At 48.4% G+C, this 19,008-nt stretch carries 14 protein-coding genes; 4 read left to right on the top strand and 10 right to left on the bottom strand.

Features of this window, described 5'->3' with window-relative positions; genetic code table 11:
• Positions 1-218: 218 nt before the first annotated feature.
• Positions 219-1,307: a low temperature requirement protein A gene (locus tag BVG16_RS08355; protein WP_078498100.1), complete on the top strand. Its 1,089-nt coding sequence runs from the start codon at positions 219-221 to the stop codon at positions 1,305-1,307.
• A 12-nt stretch (positions 1,308-1,319) separates the two neighbouring features.
• On the opposite strand, the gene BVG16_RS08350 is transcribed toward BVG16_RS08355, so the two are convergent.
• Positions 1,320-2,513 (bottom strand): MFS transporter, encoded by a 1,194-nt coding sequence (locus BVG16_RS08350; protein WP_078498099.1) that lies wholly within the window; start codon positions 2,511-2,513, stop codon positions 1,320-1,322.
• Between the two features lie 279 nt (positions 2,514-2,792).
• Here BVG16_RS08350 and BVG16_RS08345 point away from each other — a divergent pair, with 279 nt between their 5' ends.
• Complete coding sequence (locus tag BVG16_RS08345) at positions 2,793-3,371, top strand: TetR/AcrR family transcriptional regulator (protein ID WP_078498098.1); 579 nt, start codon at positions 2,793-2,795, stop codon at positions 3,369-3,371.
• Positions 3,372-3,468: 97 nt separating this feature from the next.
• Here BVG16_RS08345 and BVG16_RS33085 read toward each other — a convergent pair whose 3' ends face one another.
• Positions 3,469-3,678, bottom strand: a complete 210-nt coding sequence (locus tag BVG16_RS33085; protein ID WP_198957439.1) for a hypothetical protein — start codon at positions 3,676-3,678, stop codon at positions 3,469-3,471.
• A 77-nt stretch (positions 3,679-3,755) separates the two neighbouring features.
• A complete protein-coding gene (locus tag BVG16_RS33080) occupies positions 3,756-4,124 on the bottom strand; it encodes a MerR family transcriptional regulator (RefSeq protein WP_198957438.1) in 369 nt (122 codons plus the stop codon).
• Between the two features lie 277 nt (positions 4,125-4,401).
• Here BVG16_RS33080 and BVG16_RS08335 point away from each other — a divergent pair, with 277 nt between their 5' ends.
• Positions 4,402-5,406: a response regulator transcription factor gene (locus BVG16_RS08335; protein WP_078498097.1), complete on the top strand. Its 1,005-nt coding sequence runs from the start codon at positions 4,402-4,404 to the stop codon at positions 5,404-5,406.
• A gap of 139 nt (positions 5,407-5,545) precedes the next feature.
• Positions 5,546-11,974, top strand: a complete 6,429-nt coding sequence (locus BVG16_RS08330) for a phosphodiester glycosidase family protein (RefSeq protein WP_078498096.1) — start codon at positions 5,546-5,548, stop codon at positions 11,972-11,974.
• A 62-nt stretch (positions 11,975-12,036) separates the two neighbouring features.
• Here BVG16_RS08330 and BVG16_RS08325 read toward each other — a convergent pair whose 3' ends face one another.
• The 7 genes from BVG16_RS08325 to BVG16_RS08295 form a co-directional block, all read right to left on the bottom strand.
• Entirely contained in the window at positions 12,037-13,422 is a 1,386-nt protein-coding gene (locus BVG16_RS08325; protein WP_078498095.1) for an amino acid permease, read from the bottom strand.
• Positions 13,423-13,641: 219 nt separating this feature from the next.
• A complete protein-coding gene (locus tag BVG16_RS08320) occupies positions 13,642-14,490 on the bottom strand; it encodes a GNAT family N-acetyltransferase (protein ID WP_078498094.1) in 849 nt (282 codons plus the stop codon).
• A gap of 193 nt (positions 14,491-14,683) precedes the next feature.
• Positions 14,684-15,559 (bottom strand): NAD-dependent epimerase/dehydratase family protein, encoded by an 876-nt coding sequence (locus BVG16_RS08315; RefSeq protein WP_078498093.1) that lies wholly within the window; start codon positions 15,557-15,559, stop codon positions 14,684-14,686.
• 151 nt (positions 15,560-15,710) lie between these two features.
• On the bottom strand, positions 15,711-16,313 hold the full coding sequence (locus BVG16_RS08310; RefSeq protein ID WP_078498092.1) for a class I SAM-dependent methyltransferase: 603 nt from the start codon (positions 16,311-16,313) through the stop codon (positions 15,711-15,713).
• A gap of 308 nt (positions 16,314-16,621) precedes the next feature.
• Positions 16,622-17,449 carry a TIGR02452 family protein gene (locus BVG16_RS08305; RefSeq protein WP_078498091.1) on the bottom strand — a complete coding sequence of 276 codons (828 nt, stop codon included), beginning with the start codon at positions 17,447-17,449 and terminating at the stop codon, positions 16,622-16,624.
• Between the two features lie 40 nt (positions 17,450-17,489).
• Positions 17,490-18,041, bottom strand: coding sequence for an NADAR family protein (locus BVG16_RS08300; protein ID WP_078498090.1), 552 nt, complete (start codon positions 18,039-18,041; stop codon positions 17,490-17,492).
• A gap of 2 nt (positions 18,042-18,043) precedes the next feature.
• Entirely contained in the window at positions 18,044-18,931 is an 888-nt protein-coding gene (locus BVG16_RS08295) for an NUDIX hydrolase (protein ID WP_078498089.1), read from the bottom strand.
• Between the last annotated feature and the right edge of the window lie 77 nt (positions 18,932-19,008).

Genomic DNA, 19,008 nt, shown 5'->3' with positions numbered 1-19,008 from the left:
TGTTGTCTCTATGCTAGCATGAGAATCTTTCAATGACCATCGAATTACTTTGCAAGCCGAAATTCATCCTACAATGATCAAGCAGACACATCCTCACTTCCGCTCTTTTCAGAAATTCCTCTCTAATGATATGATAAATTGATCATTCAGATGAAGCAGCGCCTTCATTTAGTTTATTCTTTAGAAAACATGCGTCAAATGGGAGGATTTTAAAGGGTATGGTTGAGAAAAAGGTCACCTGGTTGGAGCTTTTTTATGATATTCTTTTTGTCGCAGCAGTCTCAAAAGCAACTCATGTCTTATTACATGCAGACCATGGAGTCATTCCCATTGAATATTTAGTTAAATTTGTTTTAATCTTTATCCCTATCTGGTGGGGATGGGTAGGACAAACGCTCTTTATAAACAGATTCGGTCAAGATATCTTTATACATAGAATATTAATCATCCTTCAACTCCTTTTTGTTCTAATCATGACAGCGAGCTTATCCCCTAATTTTGATCAATACTATATTCCCTTCTTTGTAGGATATATAGGTTCGAGAGCACTGACCGCCATTCAATATCTGATGGTGCATAAATCTAAAGCCGCTCATCAACAATCGACCGCTTCCTATTTGGGAACCTACTTTTTGATTGGGATATTGATATCTGCTTGTTCGCTTTTCTTTGACTCATGGATCCGGTATGTCATTTTGTATATGGGAATTGCCGTAGATATTATACTTCCCCTAGTCGGGCGAAGACACTTGGTAAAAACACCAATACATACCCCTCACTTATTTGAACGTTTTGCCTTATTTACACTCATTCTTTTAGGTGAGTCCGTGATCAGCATTCTGTCCGTGATGCAGTTCAGTAATTGGGATTTGCCATCGATTTTGTTTGTCGCATTTACAAGTCTGTTAGTCATTGCAATATGGTGGCAATACTTCGATAATATTGAAACCAAAGTGAGTAAGGAAATACAAACTGCTGGCCAAACGATTATTTACGGACACTTATTTATATACTTATCCATGAGCATGATCGCCGCTTCAATCCAGTTGTTATACCAAGAAAAACTAAATTATCCATTCATGTTGATTTTTGTATTTGGATCCGTACTTCTTTATTTTTTGTCTACCTCTTTGGTTTTCCACCTATATAGACACAAACATCTACGTTTAAGACCCTTTCATTTGGCGGTATTATTGGGAATATTGGGTTGCTTTATAACGTTTGACTTGATTTATCATGTACCTAATTATGCAATCATTGGAGAGATCATGGTGTTCTTTATCGCGTATGCGAAATTAACAACTTGATGACGCATAGAACTACTTCTTCTCTGTTGCAAAATAAAGTAAGGCAACGATCGGGAAAGCTATTCCAATCCATAGCGTGGCACTCCATCCCCCCGTAGCGTATATCCACCCCCCAATTGCCGATCCGATGGCACCACCAAAAAAGAAAATAGCCATGAAAAGCCCATTCAGACGACTACGAATTTCTGGACTCAGCGAGAAGAGCGCGCGTTGTCCAAGCACAAGATTTGCGGATACACCGGCGTCCAATAATATGGCTGAAACGACGAGAATAGCTATTCCGATGGATGAACCAGTACGGATCATAAGCGGCAACAACATAGAAATGACGACAGTAGCGAGTGCAATCCCTGTAGCGGGTCTAGTCCAGCCGCGGTCGGCCAACCGTCCAGCCACAGGCGCAGCTACTGCACCTGCAACTCCGACAAGCGCGAACAACGCAATGTCTTTCTGGGAGAAATGAAAGATCGGGCTAGATAACAGTAATGGAACTGTTGTCCAAAATAAGCTAAAAGTCGCAAACACGCATGCATGATATGCAGCCCGACGGCGTAAGATCGGGGTTGTTCGCAGCAAGTGCCACATCGAACCGAGTAGAGCTGTATAGCGTGTGTCTGTCGAGGGATTTCTTGCAGGCAACACCTTCAACAGTACGATTGCCAAAATAAAAACAGCTATGGCAGACAAAGCGAATACGGCATGCCAGCCAAAGAAGTCAGCTACCAGGCTCGACAAAGGACGCGAGAGCATGATTCCAAGCAACAAACCACTCATGACATTGCCGACAACACGGCCCCGTGAAGATTCGGATGCAAGGTATGACGCAAAAGGTACGAGTACTTGCGCAGCAACCGACCCTATACCAATGACAAACGAAGCGGCTAAGAATGGCACAGCTTGTTTCGACACTGCCGTGATTGCAAGGGCAACCGCTGTGAGGAGTAAAGATACGACAATCAGCCTTCGATTTTCAACGATATCTCCCATAGGTACGATAAACAACAAGCCTACTACATAACCAATCTGCGTTAACGTCACGATAAGGCCAGAAATATTAGCGGACAGCCCGATTGAAGAACTGATTACCCCAACCAAGGGCTGCGCATAGTAAAGATTAGCTACAATGATACCGCATGCGGTAGCCAGAAGTAGGGTTAACCATGTCGGGATATTTTTTTCGATAGTTTGTTTTTTTAATACAGTCATTTTAAGCAACTCCTTATATAGAAATATAATCTTCTACAGTAAATAACCTCATTACTTCACAGCAATCACAATTCCATGCAGCCTTCTCCTCATATTAGTTCCTCCTTCTTTTTTAAATACTGAACGTATAGTTTATTAATTTATAACAAAATAATATACTGAACGTATAGTTTTGTAAATGGGTGATTTCAATTTTATTTTTTATCCATAATTGGTATACTGAACGTATAGTTTATTTTTATCGGTTAAGATATGTACTGACGAAAGGTGACGATTACGATGAATGGTAAAAGAGGCAGACCGCGTAATGTAAAAGCGCAAAACTCTATCCTTTCCGCATCCTATGAGTTATTGTTGGAAAATGGCTTTCAAGCCGTCACAGTTGATAAAATCGCCGATCGTGCCCAAGTTAGCAAGGCTACGATTTATAAATGGTGGCCTAACAAGGCTGCCGTGGTAATGGATGGTTTCCTGTATGCCGCCTCGGCCAGATTGCCCGTGCCTGATACGGGATCGGCATGTAATGATATTCTCATTCACGCCACGAATTTAACCCGGTTTTTGACAAGTCGGGAAGGGACCATTATTACGGAGTTATTAGGCGAAGGACAGTTTGATTCTGGATTGGCGGAGGCCTATCGGACTCGATTTTTCCGTCCCCGCCGACTTGAGGCAAGGAGTCTATTGGAGAAGGGGATTCAACTCGGGGAACTGAAAAAAGGCCTCGATATTGGTATATGCATTGATCTCATTTACGGGCCAATTTTCTATCGTTTGCTTGTGACAGGCGAAACGTTGGATGAACCCTATGTGCAGCATTTGGTACAAAACGCATTTGAAGGAATCCGTTCTACCTGAGTCGCATTTGTCGCAACATTCAACTAATGTTGTTTGTAACGGCAAGTTTTTGATAAAAAAGAGATACCTCTTCAGGGTATCTCTAGAAATTGTTTGACTATTCTTTCACCTTTGGTTTTATCGGAAGCAACAGATCCAACTGCACACATTTATTGATTTCTTCATTGCTCAAGTGATATTGATTGATGTAATTTAAATGTTCTTCCATTGAACCATTCATACAATCTGGATCGCCCCAATTCGGTTCATACTCATTACTGTATTTTACCCAATCCGTAAGCCAGCCCCATTCCTCAAAATTCCCCATTGGGATGATTAAAACCAAAGTGCCGCAAATCAGGCTTCATTTCTTTAAGATTCGTTTGAATCATAAATTTCCGTAGTTCATTCCCTGTGTCGTATTCCGGTGACCCACCTACATAGGTGTATAGAGGCAACTTGATTTAATACCGTTTTAATTGCAGACAATGCCAGTATTTCATTCGATAGCTCTTGGATTTTTCCTTGAAAAACGTTTAGTGCTACTTTTGACTCTTCACTTTGCAAAACTCTCTGGATTTCTTTCAATGGAATTCTCAGCTTTCGTAAGATCAAAATCTGTTCCAGTCTTTTCAACGAACATTCATCATAGGTGCGATAAGCGTAACCTTCCTTCTTCATGCTCTGAAGCAATCCGATTTGCTCATAATATCTGAGTGTTCTTGTTGAGATCTGATAGTTTTTTGTAACCTCGCTTATTGTCAGTAGCTCCATAGCTCCTCCTTTCAATGAACAGCTTAAAGTGCGACACGACGTCAAAGTCAACTGGATTCTTAATATGTGAATTCTTATTCGACGGATTGCTGAACCCTTTCCACAAAACAGTAGAAGGTACTCTTACTTTAGCAAAAGTCCGTGATTTTAGCCCACTTGTCCGACTGTTCCTTTTTAAAGTTTTGTAAAGGTGCTTACTTCCCGGAACCATTCAGCCGAAGAAACGTTTGATACGAGCAAGTGGACTCCAAATCGGAGGACGGGGAGGGCAACAGCGATGCTTCATGTACATATTGTGGAACCTCATACGGATAAACGAGCGAGAATCAAAGAGATGGTGCAAGCGTTGGGGCATATTGTCGTCGGGGAGGCGTGTGACCGGGAAGAAGCTTTACGATTGATGGAGCAGGGCTGGCCCACGCTTCTCCTGACCGATCTTATGCTTCCCCGGCTTGAAGGACTGGCTTTGGTGAGCCATGTGCACGAACAGCGTATACCCGTAGTCACGATCATCCTGAGCGACAGCACGTGCTTTGACGATGTCCGGCAGTCCATGCAAGCAGGCGCCATCGATTATTTGCTCAAGCCGGTGAAGAACGAAGAGCTGAGGCGTGCGCTGCAGCGGGCGGAAGAGCGGGTGGTATACTTCCACGGCGCGCATCGCGAGTTCGTACTGGCACAGCAGTTCTTCGAGAGACTGGACCTTCTTCAGCCGGCCGAGTTCATCCAGAGACACGCCGAGATGATCCGAAGCATGCAGAGCTTCGAGGAAGGCCAGCCGGGAGAGAGGTTGGGCTTGTTCCGCCTGCTAAGTGCCAAATGGCATCACTTTCTCAAGCAACGTGGTCTTGTATACGACGAGCCTTTCTTATGGGAGGGCGAGGGTGAGGCTATCTCCTATTTTCAGAGGCTAGGTGAATTCTGGATCGCCCAGTCTGCCTCGCCAGCGGATAGCAGCGTGAAGCTGAACGTGAAACGGGCCTGCGACTATATCCGGGAGAACTACCAGAGCGATCATACGCTGGCTGAGGTCTGCGGGCGTTTCGGCATGAGCGTCTCTTATTTCAGCGTGCAGTTCAAGAAATATACGGGCTATTCGTTCGTCAATTATTTGAACCGCGTCCGGATCGAGAAGGCCAAGGAGCTGTTGCTGCAGTCCAACCTGAAGATTTACGAAGTAGCCGGCGAAGTGGGGTATGACACCCTGCAATATTTCAATAGAGTATTCAAGCAAGCCGTACATATGACGCCGGGGGAATACCGGAGTAGACTAGGAATTTGAGGTCGTGTTTTAAAGATTTCGTTAAGAAGAAAATTGGCTCAGAAACTAAAAGATTGATTCATTACTTTTCCGACCTTGCATATTATACTAGGACACGTCATTTAGGCGACTAGAATCTAGCAAGGAGGAAATTAACTAGATGAAACGAAAGACTCGCAAAATCGCTTTATGTCTCAACCTTATTATCATGTTCTCTTTGGTCTCTCCTTTGGGACAAGCTCTAGCGGCGGATAGTCTCCAGGCGGAATACGGACAAGTTCTGGATTCGCGCCAGATGGAGCTCAGTCCGGGTGCGAAGTACACCTGGCAGGAGATGAAGCTGCCGCAGGGTTTGGAGAAAATTCATTCTGTCGAATTTGATCCGAAGAATAAGATGCTCGACCTACAGCCGGGCAAAACAAATGGCAAAGTATACGGGATGCAGGGTGTCACCAAAATGGCCGACGACGCCGACGCCCCAGGGAACCGGGTCATTGCGGCCATCAACGGCGACTTTTATGATATGGCGACCGGCGTTCCACTCGGGTTGTTCATGGGAGACGGCGAGATTCTGACCAGTCCGCCGGAGAAATGGAGTTGGCTTGCCTTCGGGCTGAAGAACGATGGCACGACAATTTACGGCTTGAGCCCGGAGCTGACCCGGACGCTTACGATCGGGGGCAAGACGGTACCGATCACCCACATGAATCGAATGCGGGAAAATAGCGAAGAGCTCATGCTGTACACCTCTTCCTTCCATACCTCGACGATGACGAACGATCTCGGTGACGAGGTTGTACTCGACGTGCTGGAAGGCGAAGTGAAGAGCGGCAAGAGCTTGAAGCTCAAAGTGGCCGAGATACATAAAGGTAAAGGAAATACACCTCTGAAGGCAGGTCAAGTCGTGTTGTCCGCATCGGGCAAATACCGGGCCGAGCTGGCCGGACTGAACATTGGCGACGAGGTTACAGCCAGCTTCGAGCTGGAAGATGAATGGAAAGACGTCAAGATGGCGATGGGCGGCGTCTTCATGCTGGTGAAGGACGGCGTGGCGCAGACTCACGAGGACAAAGCCTTGTATCCGCGGGTTGGAATCGGCACCAAAGCTGACGGTTCGATCATCATGGTCGAAATCGACGGCCGAGCACCGGGTTTTAGCGAAGGCGTGTCTTACGACGATCTGGGCAAGATCATGAAGGATATGGGCGCCGTGAACGCGCTGTGCTTGGACGGCGGCGGTTCTGCGACGTTCGTAGCCAAGCTGCCAGGCGATACGAAACGGCAAATTCTGAACCGGCCTTCCGACGGCTCGGAGCGGAAGACGGCGAACGGACTCCTGCTCGTGAACAAAGCGCCGGAAGGCGCTGCATCCAAGCTGGTCGTGCAGCCGAACTTGGAGCGCGTGCTGGTCGGCTCTTCCGTTGCGTTCAGGGCGGCTGCCGTGGATGCGAACGGTCATCCCGCTTCGATCACCGGATCGCCGGGATGGCGTCTGAATACCCCAATCGGGACGATCGATAACGCAGGGAAATTTACGGCCGGCAATCGGGCGGCGATAGCCGAGATTACGGCGACCGCAGACGGATTGAACGGCATAGGGCAGGTGGAAGTGGTGGATGAGTTGACGGAGCTGAAATTCCCTGACGCCGTAAAAACCTTCACCTCAGGTGAAAAATTCATGATATCCGTTAGTGCCCTTCGGAACGGGCAGCTCATCCAAGCGCAAAACAACAAGTTCGAATGGCGTGTAGAGGGGCCGATCGGGAACATTGATGAGAACGGCATATTTACCGCTACGAATGACACGGAGCAGAGCGGCAAAATTGTCGTGAGATACAACAACGTTGAGACGTCGATGGACGTCAAGGTCGGGCTTCCGCCGGTGGTGCTGGAGGATTTCGAGAATGGTACGGGCAAGTATCTGACCGAATCCGGCGCACGTTACAAGAGTGTTAAGCTTAGCGAAGAGACGGATGAGGACTTCGTCCGTCTAGGCAATAAATCGGCAAAGCTGGAGTACGATTTTACGGAAACGATTGGAACGTCCGGGGCCTATATGGCAGCGAAAGATCTGGAGAGCAATATTCAAATCCCCGGCTATCCGGAGAAAATCGGCATCTGGGTGTATGGCGACGGGAAAAAGCACTGGCTGCGCGGACAAATCCGCGACGGCAATGGATCGGCCGTCGGTATTGATTACGTCGATGAATCGATAGGCGTCGATTTTACGGGCTGGCGATACTTGGAGGCCGATGTGCCGAAGGGGCGTCCGCTTCCGCTGCGCATGGATCAGCCAGTGCGTTACATGGAGACGAAGAACGACAAGAAGACAGCAGGCGTCCTCTACATCGACCAAATCCGGGCGGTATACGGACCTACCAACGACGATATGGATCCGCCGATCCTGAAAGATTTCAAACCTGCGGAAGGCAGTACGGTCACGACGAATACGCCGAAAATCGAGGCGATCGGCGAGGATTACGGGTACGATCCTGTGACCCATCCGGGAACGACGCTGATCGACCCGGACAAAATCCGCTTCTATGTCGACGGTGTCTTGGTGCAGCATACGCTGTATCCTCCAAAAGGACAAATTCACTACACACCGAACGTGCCGCTAGCTGACGGGGTTCACCTGGCGAAGATCAAGATCAGAGACTTGTCTGGTAACGTTACGGAGAAAGAATGGACATTCACGGTCGATACGGGCTCGTCGAAGATCGTATACGATGCTCCTACAACCGTCTATGCAGGAAATACGTACACCGTTGATATAAAAGCGCTAAAAGCAGCGGATATCCAGGACGGAACGATGGAATTCGGCTTTGATCCAGCGAAAGTTGACGGCTTGAAATTGTTGAAAGGCGGCAAGCTGGCAGAGAGCCAACTCGTCTCTAGAATCGATGAGGCAACAGGCACCGTAAAGTTGAGCTTCAATAACGTCTATACGGCAGGGTTGACGGACCAGGATCTGCTTGGTCAAATTCAATACCGGATTAAGCCCGATGCCGAGGATAAGGTCAAGTTTGCTTTTAAATCGGGGGCCATTACGTTTAAAGATAAAGGCGATACGAGCTTCGGCTTCTTCGGCTTGCCGGTGGAAGCGGCTGTGAAGCACCATCTGCAGCTAAGCTGGGATGAGCATGGCGACGTGCAAGGGATGCCTACCACGTTCCGCGTCATCGATGAGAGCGGTGCTCCGGTCGAAGGAGCGAAAGTCACCAACGTCTCCGGTTCAGAAGTCGGTACGACCGACGCGCATGGTACGCTAGTGACGGAGACGCTTACCTCTGAAGTGAAGGATTACCAGCTCCAAGCGGTGAAGGGCGATGCCTACAGCTCGATCCTGAAATTTAAAGTATCGCCGCTAGCGGGCAGCCCCGCCCCGAGCAATGTCAGCGTGACGATGGGAGCGGACACGACGACCTCCAAAGCCTTCACTTGGCACACGAACCCGGCTACGGCCGATACGGTGGTTGAGGTCGTGAAGAAGTCGGAGTTTACGGATTTCAACGCACCGAACGTGCTGCGATTCACCGGCAGCAGCTACTTGTTCACCACGACCGATACGGGAACCGTTCGAGTTCATAAATCCGTTGCAAGCGGCCTAGAGCCTGGAACGAATTATATGTTCCGCGCAGGTGACGGGCATGACAACTTCAGCACGAACGGGTCTTTCCAGACTGCAGCCTCTACGGGTGAGCGGACCAAGTTCATTTTCTTGGCGGATTCGCAGGCAACGAAAGAAGCGGATTTCAAGCTGTGGGGCGATATTCTGAAAAAAGCGATGACGGATCATCCGGATACGGAATTCGTCGTGCAGGGCGGCGACTTGGTCGAAGACGGCTTCAAGGAAAACGAGTGGAACATGTGGTTCAATGCCGCGCAAGGCGTCCTGATGCAGACGACCATCGTGCCTGTCGTCGGCAACCATGAAGTGACAGGTACGCGCAAAACGGAAGATTACCTCGCTCACTTTAACCACCCGCAGAACGGGATTGACAGTCTCAAAGGAAGCAACTTCTCCTTTGATTATAAGAACGCTCATTTTATTGTGCTGAACAGTGAATATGATTTTGAGCAGCAAAAGGAATGGATGCGCAAAGATCTGGCCGCAACCGACAAAAAGTGGAAGATCGTCGCTTTCCACCGCGGACCGTTCGGCAGCATGTACGATTCCGAGCATATCCGCAACACGTGGACGCCGATTTTTGACGAGTTCCAAGTCGATCTTGTCATGAACGGTCACGATCACGTGTATGTGCGAACCTATCCGATGAAGGACAAAAAGCCGGTGGGCGATGGCGAAGGAACGACCTATATCGTCGGCGGCTCGTCCGGTCCGAAGTTCTACCAGGTATGGGCAAGGGATTGGCAGAAGGTGACCGACGGTGAGCAAGTGCAGATGTACGTCGCTGCCGAGATCGACGGGGACGAGATGAAATTCGTCGTGAAGACCATCAACGACCGCGTGGTCGATGAGTTCAAACTAGTCAAAATTCCGGCACAGTCGGTCGTCATCGACCAACCGAACGTCAATCTGGCCGTAAATGAGAGTGTGAAGTTGAACGCTACCGTGCTGCCGGACAATGTCAGCAACAAGGGCGTTACATGGTCCGTGTATAGCTCTTCTCCAGACAATGTTGTTCAGGTGGCAGCGGACGGCTTGGTGACGGCCCAGAATTTGGGGAGCGCCATCGTTCGGGCGACAAGCGTATGGAGCAGTGTATACGCCGACAGCGTCATTACGGTGGACCGATTGCCGGAGATTTACGTGGAAGAGGTACAGCTGGATCAGTCGAGCGGAACATTGAAAGTTGGGCAAGAGCTTCAATTGAACGCAACGGTTCTTCCGGAGAATGTGACGAACAAGAGCGTCATTTGGTCCGTATACGGCGATGCGTCGAAGCAAGTGGCCGACGTCACCGAGAGCGGTCTGGTGAAGGCCATCTCGTCAGGAACGAGAACCATCCGCGCCATGAGCGCAGCGGATGCGACGAAATACGCAGACTTCCAGCTAACCGTGGAAGAAGCGGATAAGCCGACCAATCCGTCGGTCAGCGAGGTCTGGCTGGATCGCGAGAGAGCGGTGATCAAAGTGGAAGAAACGTTGCAGTTGTCCGCAAAAATACTGCCGGAGAACGTTCTTAACAAAAACGTCATCTGGTCGGTGGAAGGTCCGGCGAGAATTGCGAATGTCACCGACAAAGGTCTGGTTACCGCATTGAACCCGGGAACGGTGTTCATTCGCGCGGCGAGTCAGATGGACCCGACCAAGTACGCGCAGCTGGAGCTGATCGTCAAAGATCGGGACGACTCCAACAGCGGCCCGGGTTCCAGCACACCGGGGACGTCGGGCACCACGGGCAATACAAATACGCAGCCTCCGGCTGTTACGCCGGGCAAGGCTACGGTAACGCCAGGTAATATCACCGTAGAAGCGAAGGTCGAAGCTGGAACCGCCATCGTCGAGATTCGTGCGGATGATCTGGAGCGCGCACAGAAGGATGCGAAGCAGGATGGCGACGGCGCTACAGTCGTCCGTATCGAAGTGAAGGGTGCATCCGCTGCGAACCACGTGGAAGTGTCGCTGCCTAAGAAGTCTGTGAACAAGCCGACGCCGGATAACAAGATTGAGATCGTGACGTCGATCGGCAGCGTCACCTTACCTTCGGACTTCCTGAAGGATAAGAACGTATCGGATACCGACTTCGTGAGCCTCATCATTAGCAAGGTCGACCCAACTTCACTAAACGTAAACGCCCGAAAAGATATCGGCAGCCGTCCGATCATCCATTTAGAGGTCATGGAAAAAGGGACACACCGCGCGTGGAACAATCCAGATACGGTCGTACGGATTGCCATTCCGTATAAGCCGACAGCGAAGGAACTGGAGAACCCGGGCAGCATTGTCGTCCAATACCTCGATGCGGCAGGCCGCATTCTTCCGGTACCGAGCAGCATCTACGATTCGGCGACAGGAATGGTGCACTTTGAAGTGAAGCACTTTAGCACCTATGGCGTAGCGGTTGTCGACAAGACATTTGCAGATATTGCGGCTTATGCGTGGGCTAAACCGTCGATCGAGGCTTTAGCGGCGCGCGGCATCATTCAGGGCACGGATGAGAGCACATACGCCCCGATATCGAACATTACAAGAGCGGATTTTGTTGCCATGCTCGTTCGAACGCTGGAGCTGAGCGCTACCGTAACAGGTAACTTCAAAGACTTGAACAGCGACGATTACTACTACGAGGCACTGGGCACGGCCAAGGAATTGAACATCATAGAAGGAACCGGCGACGGGATCTTTCATCCAAAAGAAAAAATCTCCCGCCAGGATATGTTTACGATCACGGCTAGAGCGCTGAGTACGGCCAGAAACTTGAAAATGGCCGCAAGCGCCGAGACGTTAGCTGGTTTCGCGGATCGTGCGAAGGCCTCCGCTTATGCGGCGGACAGTCTGGCCGGAATGGTGAAGGAAGGTCTGATTCAAGGCGACGGTCAGACGCTGAACCCCGAAGGAAACGCCACGAGAGCGGAAGTCGCCGTGTTTATGTATCGCATTTTGAACAAGATTTACAAGTAAGCGGAAAACGAAAAAGAGCCCAATCCGTACGCCGACAGCGTGCGGGTTGGGCTCTTCTCTATTTAAGTATGTTCATCATCTGTTTGAGCACGTATTGGAACAGCCTTGCCAACTCGGAAAGCGTAGAAACTAATCACTACAATACCTAAGAAAACTATGCCGGAAATAAGGGACAGGCGTGTATCATCGTTCATCCACATCCCGACCAATACCATAAGCAAAAAGGCAATGGTGACATAGTTTGTTACTGGGGCGAGAGGCATTTTGAACGGATGATGATCCAATGCAGCCCCCTTGATTTTCCTGAATTTGATTTGACTGATTAGAATAACAAACCACGGTACCATACCGGGAAGTACGCTGGCGCTGTACACATGCACAAACAGATTTTCCGGTGCAATATAGCTTAAGATCACGCCAATGCCCAATCCCACGAGCACGCCAATCGTTCCCAGCAGGGGCACGCCGTTATGGGACAGTTTCGTAAATATTTTCGGTGCCTGTCCATTGACTCCTAATGTATAAAGCATGCGTCCTGCGCTATAAATCCCGCTATTGCAACCTGACATGGCAGACGTGATGACGACAAAGTTGATGAGCCCCGCCGCTGCAGTAATGCCGATTTTCGCAAACGTTGCAACGAACGGGCTGCCGACGGCTTGTAATTGATTCCAAGGATAGACCGTTACAATCACAAAAATCGCGCCAATATAAAAGATCAAAATCCGCCAAATAATACTTTGCGTCGCGCTCATTAACGTTTTTTGCGGGTTTTTTGCCTCACCTGCTGTAATCCCGATCAGTTCGACACCTTGATAAGCCCCAATCACCAGCGAGAGAGCAAAGAAAAAGCCCGACCAGCCTCCGGTAAAAAATCCCCCATGCTGCCACAGGTTAGAAAATCCGATAGCATTCCCGCCATTGCCAATCCCGAAGAAAATCAGACCAAACCCTGCAACAATCATCAATACGATGGTTACAATTTTAATCATCGCAAACCAAAACTCAAATTCACCAAATGATTTCACAGAGAATAGGTTGGCTGCACTGAGAATCACCATTGCGACGATACCTGGTATCCAAGCAGGCAAATCCGGAAACCAGTACTTCATATATGTCCCAACGGCAATGATCTCCGCCATCCCGACAACAACCCATTGGAACCAGTTGCTCCAAGCCGTCGTATACCCTGCCAAAGGATGAATGTACTTATAGCCAAAGGTCGCAAATGACCCCGTGCTTGGTTCTACGTACTGCATTTCCCCCATTGCGCGCATGATGAAAAATATAAAAATCCCTACAATGGCATACGCAAGCATCACCGATGGACCTGTCCATTTGATCGTGCTTGCAGAGCCCATAAATAACCCGACACCGATGGTGCCGCCCAAAGCAATCATCTGAATATGACGCGCTTCGAGCCCCCTCTTTAATTCCTTGTTTTCCATTGCAGTTTCCTTTCCCTCTGCTACTCTCTTAGCTGTTATTTTGGTCAAAACTGCAAAATCCCAAACAATGGTGAAGCAACTCTACTGACGAATCATATTGTAGTATCTTTTTCTTATGAAAACAATTATGTTCATTTGGTGAATCAACGATTGTTCCGGCGTAGGGGGAGCAAGGTTGGAATGGGGGGGTGCAACCGCCCGATAAATCGGATATACCGATCAGAGCGTTTTCCGCATCAATTCCATAATATACTTTTCCCTAAAGCCAAGGCTGTCATATAGATTTCTGGCATCATTCCCGACGACACAACAAAGGTCGACGGTTCCGCTGCCACGCTGATAGATTTCGTTGCATAAATACATAACAAACTTTCTTCCGATCCCAAGCCCTTGATAGTCTGTACGTACAGAAATACTGCTGATTTCATTACCACAAAGGCGGCTATAAGCGACGATTTCCCCATTTATTTCATAGACAAAACGGTTTTCCGCATCCTCTTTCCATGCTCTTCGTCCTTTTTCACTAGGCTGTTCAATCACAGAATCAGGAAAGCACCCAACACGGACGCGCATTTCATGAAAAGCTATGGCATACAACGACTGACTAAGAAGATAGTCTTCGTCCGTATACTGCTTCACCGGAAGCTCCTTCAGGGGAAAGGAATCGCCGGCCCGCTGCATATAAGCCGTTGAAAAGTACTTGTCATAACCGAGCTTGCGAGCGAACGCAAGAGATGATTGATGACCGGCACGAAAGGAACTCCTAACTTTTTGGGTTCCGCCCACCCGCAATGCGTTTTCAGCATACTTTACCATGGCAGTACCGATTCCTTGCCTGCGAAATGGAGGAGAGACGAACACTGTTAAATAGGATTGAGAAGCAGGCTCGTTCACTTGGGCCAGTGCAACAAGCTTATCCTCAATAAACGCGGTAATAAGCAATTCCGGTTCTTCATCAAGCACCCGAAGGATGCCTTCACTCGCGTCGACGTCATAGCTTAATAATTCTCTGGCGGCATTATAATCTTTTTCACTGAAGGGTTCGTATCGGATACCTGATATGTTCATCAGCCTTGATTCCTCCTTTTTTATTGAGGTGTTGTAGATTTATTTCTGTTTATAAGTCATTGTATCAACGACTGTTTTATTTGGAATGAGTGACCTGCCCCAAACCCATGTCGCTCACACGGCGGTTGTTCGGATTTGCCCATTCTCGGAAATCTCGTTTTCACCACATCATCATGTTCCACTTTTGCCGTTCCTAAATTGATTTCAATGCATTCATTCTTTTTTTCGGCATTGTCGTCATGACGGATTCGTGTCCAAGCTCCTCTTTGATTTTTTCCATAGCAAACAATGGCTTATGCTCATTCCCTGGTTGCTCATAATAGCTAAAATCGAATCCTTCAAGCTTAGCATCCCCGAGAGTAGCGCGTAATTTCGCGATAACCGGAACGTCGCAAGTAGCGTCAGGTCCGACAACATTGTAAACACGCACACCTGTATGATTGGAGCTCTCTACCGATTTTTCGACGGCATTAACCACATCACTTGCAAGCACATGCGTTAATTGTGTGATCGGTAAAGATAACGCAGTATGAAGTTCAACTTCTTCCGGTGACCAGGTTTCATCAGATGCAATGCTCCCAAACCTCAAATGGATAAAATCGGCATTCGCATATTTACGGCTGAAGTATCGCGTCAGGTCCTCCACCATGGCCTTACTTAATCCGTATGCATCCGTTGCCAAACAAGGATGATCATCAGCAATAGGGAAGCTTAAGGGAAGAAACTCTGGGTCCAGACAACCGACTGCTGCGATTGAACTGGCTATGACGAATTTTCGGCACCCGCGGTCAAGCAAATAACGGAGCAGCCTTCTTGTTCCGAGTAAGTTGACGGAAAGCCCATCCTCCTCACTGCATCCGCCTGTAACTGCTGCAAGATGTATGACCGATGTAATCTCATACTTGTCGAGCTGACGCAAATCCTCTAAGCTGTCGAACATCCCCTTCACAAAAGGCACATCGCTATTCGGTTTGTTTCTAGACATACCCAGAACATCATGCTGTTTAGCAAGTCGCTCTATCAAACGAACTCCCAAAAAACCGCTCGCTCCGGTAATTAATATGGTCATCGTCCTCGCTCCTTTTCATGGGATACAGCGCTTTCACTTTCTTAGTGCACTTAAAATTCAATAATTCTCGAAATGATCGAACTGAAGATGTTCCGAGAGTCCACCATCCTGTACTCGAATATCCTCGCGCATCGTTTTGGATATGATAAAATTATTTTTGAGAATCAAGAATAAACATAGATGCATCCTGTCCCATGAATATTTTACTTCCATGATAAAAAGTTTTGGATTGAATATTCCTGTACCCTATTTTAGTCATCATGTCAGTTAGCTTTACTTGATTAAATCCGTTGTGAACGATATCTGAAACTACTTTTTCATTTTTATTAAAATCTACGATTAGTAAATGTCCTCCTTCATTTAGAACATCAAATAATCTTGATAAAATGAATTCAACATCATGAATATGGAGTAGAACCTGAGCCATAAAAATATAGTCAGCATGTAAATCCGATAGACCTTCCTTTTCAAAATCAAAGCATAATGTATCTACATTCTGAATATTAAAATCAGAAATTTTTTGCTTTATTTGATTAATCATGTTTTGTGAAGTATCCAGAAAAAGCATAGAATTAAAATCGTTTAACAAGTTCATACCGACAAGACCCGTTCCACACCCAAAATCAATAGCATTCTTACGATTAGCGTCAACTAAATATTCACGAATGGCATCTGATGATACCTTTGCAATTTGAATTCTTTCAGAAGTGTCATATCTATTAGCTATCATTTCAAACTTATCCGTATTTCCCATGATTACCTCTCCAATCTGCCTTAATAAAATCCTAAATACAACAATATAGATGATATTCTATCGAAGCATAAGCATTTAGTCCATTCCTCTGATGCAAAGAAGGCTCCTGATAATAATGCGGATCACGCATCTTACCTCGATTACTGCGAAAAATTTTGACAAATAACTTCAGTTTGTCTGCCAAACGCTCATACATCGGTTTCATCTTCTCTCCCTCCACCTATAATTTCCAGTTTCTATCCTTTTTTCCTAGTGTATCACATAAAAATCATGAAAGGAGCCGCCGCTGCGCGACAAGCTCCTCAAAATCAGCCATGAAACTCTTTGCCAAAAGCAAGTACGCTCCTCCCAGCTTTGGATGTATCTAATACCGCAAAACGGATTTCCGTAAACAGGAGTCCGAACGCTTCATCCTTTAATAGCTCCCGCCACCACCTAGCCACCTTCACCGGATCGTTCCGGAAAACACCGCAACCAAAGGCACCCAAGATGAGGTTTCTATGACCCTTCTGGGCGAATATGGCCAAGGCCAGCCTCATCCGGTCCTTCATGACACGCTCCGCTTCCAGGGGGTCTTCTCCCTTAAGCACAACCTGCCCATAGTTCACGGCAGGCAACGTCAATACCGAAGCGGCCACCGACCGTTCCATAAGACTGAACTGCTGATCGCGGAAAAACACGACGTCCGGCGAATAGATGGCATGATTGGTATACATCATCGATGTGCAAGCCCGATTCGCCTTGTAGTACCTCTCATGACGCAGCTGTGTACCATATAATCCGCTGGAGGCTGCCAAGCTCTCCTCCTGAGCCATCGCCCCGTTCAAGAATCCTCCCCCGGGGTTTTTGGCGCTGGCGAAGTTCAGCACACCAACATGTCCTTTCCCTGCCTTCGCGAAGTCCACAATCGCCTCTACCGTGGCTTCGTTGGTAACGAAGCAGTCTGCGGTTTGCGGCAGCCTTGGCAACTGGGCTATTCCCTTTACGACCGCCTCAGCTTGCTCCGGCGTAATCAGCTCGCTGTTCTCCTCGGAATGCTTCTGCGCTGCACCGATTTCTATCCGGCGCCCCTCATATTCATAGAAGCCCTGCCGTAGGATCCGTAAGGTTTCTTCTGCAATTTCTTTTCGGTTCATTTTTTTCCCCTTCTTTCATCCGTACCGATTCCGCCTGAAGTTAATCGCGCAATAATTCGTCCCGCACATCGGTTAGCGTGAATCCAAGCAGATTCCTGCCTCTCCATTTGATGGGGTTCTCCGCGTCCGGGTTGGACTGGCCCATGCCAATTCCCCAGATGTGATCCCGCGGGCTCGCCTCGACGAGAATACGGTTTTTCGTCGACTTGAGGTATCCGCCAAGATTCGGGTTCTGCGTAAACTTGGCCAGACTGCCTCTTCTGACGATGCCATAGCATTCTTGGTCCCATACGTCCTTGTCGAAGTTTCTAACCGCGCGCCCATAAGCTTTCATCTCCTTGGGATGATGAGCCTTAAGGATCGCATCCAGCATTTCGTCATCTCCGAACAACCTTGCTTTCTCAGCCATCATAAACTGCTCAGTGCAGGAATACGCAGTCCCCTCTACCTCAAACGGGCTCTTCCACCATTGACTAAAACAACTTTTGTCGACGCTCCCGTCCTTTGACGGTGTATGGCCCCAGAAGAACACAAATTTGAATTTGTTTCCCGCGTTATAAGCTTTTCTTAACTCTTCGATCGTGTATATCATCTCTAATCCTCCAAACTTCTCCGATATAAGCGGGAAGGACGATGTCCCGCATTTTCAGTGTAGCGGTCGGTCTCTACCACAAGATCGGCCACTTTACGCCGAAAGGCAGCTTTCAACAGCTCTTTGTCTAAAATAACCTCGTAGACCTGCTGCAGCTCCGTCAGCGTAAACAAGGGCGGCATCAAATGCAGGGCAATATCGGAATAATTCACTTTTCCTCTTAGTCGCTCAATGGCACAGGCAATAATTTTCGCGTGATCGAAAGCCAATCCATTATTCGATACGATGGAGTATACGGTAGACGCCGAGGTAGGCTTTACCGTCTCCGTCCGATCCACAACGGCCGTAAGCTCCTCCTCTTCGCTGCTAAGCTTGAGCTCATATTCATACGTTTTTACATACCCATTCTCGAGCAGTTCTTTCCGCTCCCGCAGTAGCCGATAGGTTACTTTGAACCAGGTAGCGTCGGCAGCGTCGTCCCCTGCCTTCAGCTGTACCTGGTCGCTGTCGATCAGAGCCATATAGCTGCAGCTCATCACCCAAGTTCGAGGGTCACGCCCCATATCGCTGAATGTGTACAACTGCTCCAGATAGACATCATCCACGCCGGTCTCCTCGCGCAGTTCCCTCGTTGCTGCCTGCCCCGTCGTCTCGCTCGGCCGGACGAAGCCGCCCGGAAGCGCCCATTTACCTATGTACGGATGCCCTCCCCGCCGGATGAGCAAGACGCGCAGCTCTTTCTCTGGAAGCTTGCGGTAGCTGTCCGCCTCCGTGTTCGTGACGGTGAAGATGACCATATCTGCAGCCACCGAGGGCCGCTCGAAATCCCCCACCCGATACTGTTCCAAAAATTCGCGTTCCGTAAGGCCATCGCGATCCAACAAATCCAATGTCCTCACCTCCTTCATTGCTCTATATAATTTCGTTGCCGTTCAGATCTTTGATCGGTCCAATAATCGCTCGTAAC

The organism is Paenibacillus selenitireducens (genome assembly GCF_002021565.1).
GTDB lineage: Bacteria > Bacillota > Bacilli > Paenibacillales > Paenibacillaceae > Paenibacillus_K > Paenibacillus_K selenitireducens.
This window is presented reverse-complemented; position numbering and strand designations above follow the sequence as displayed.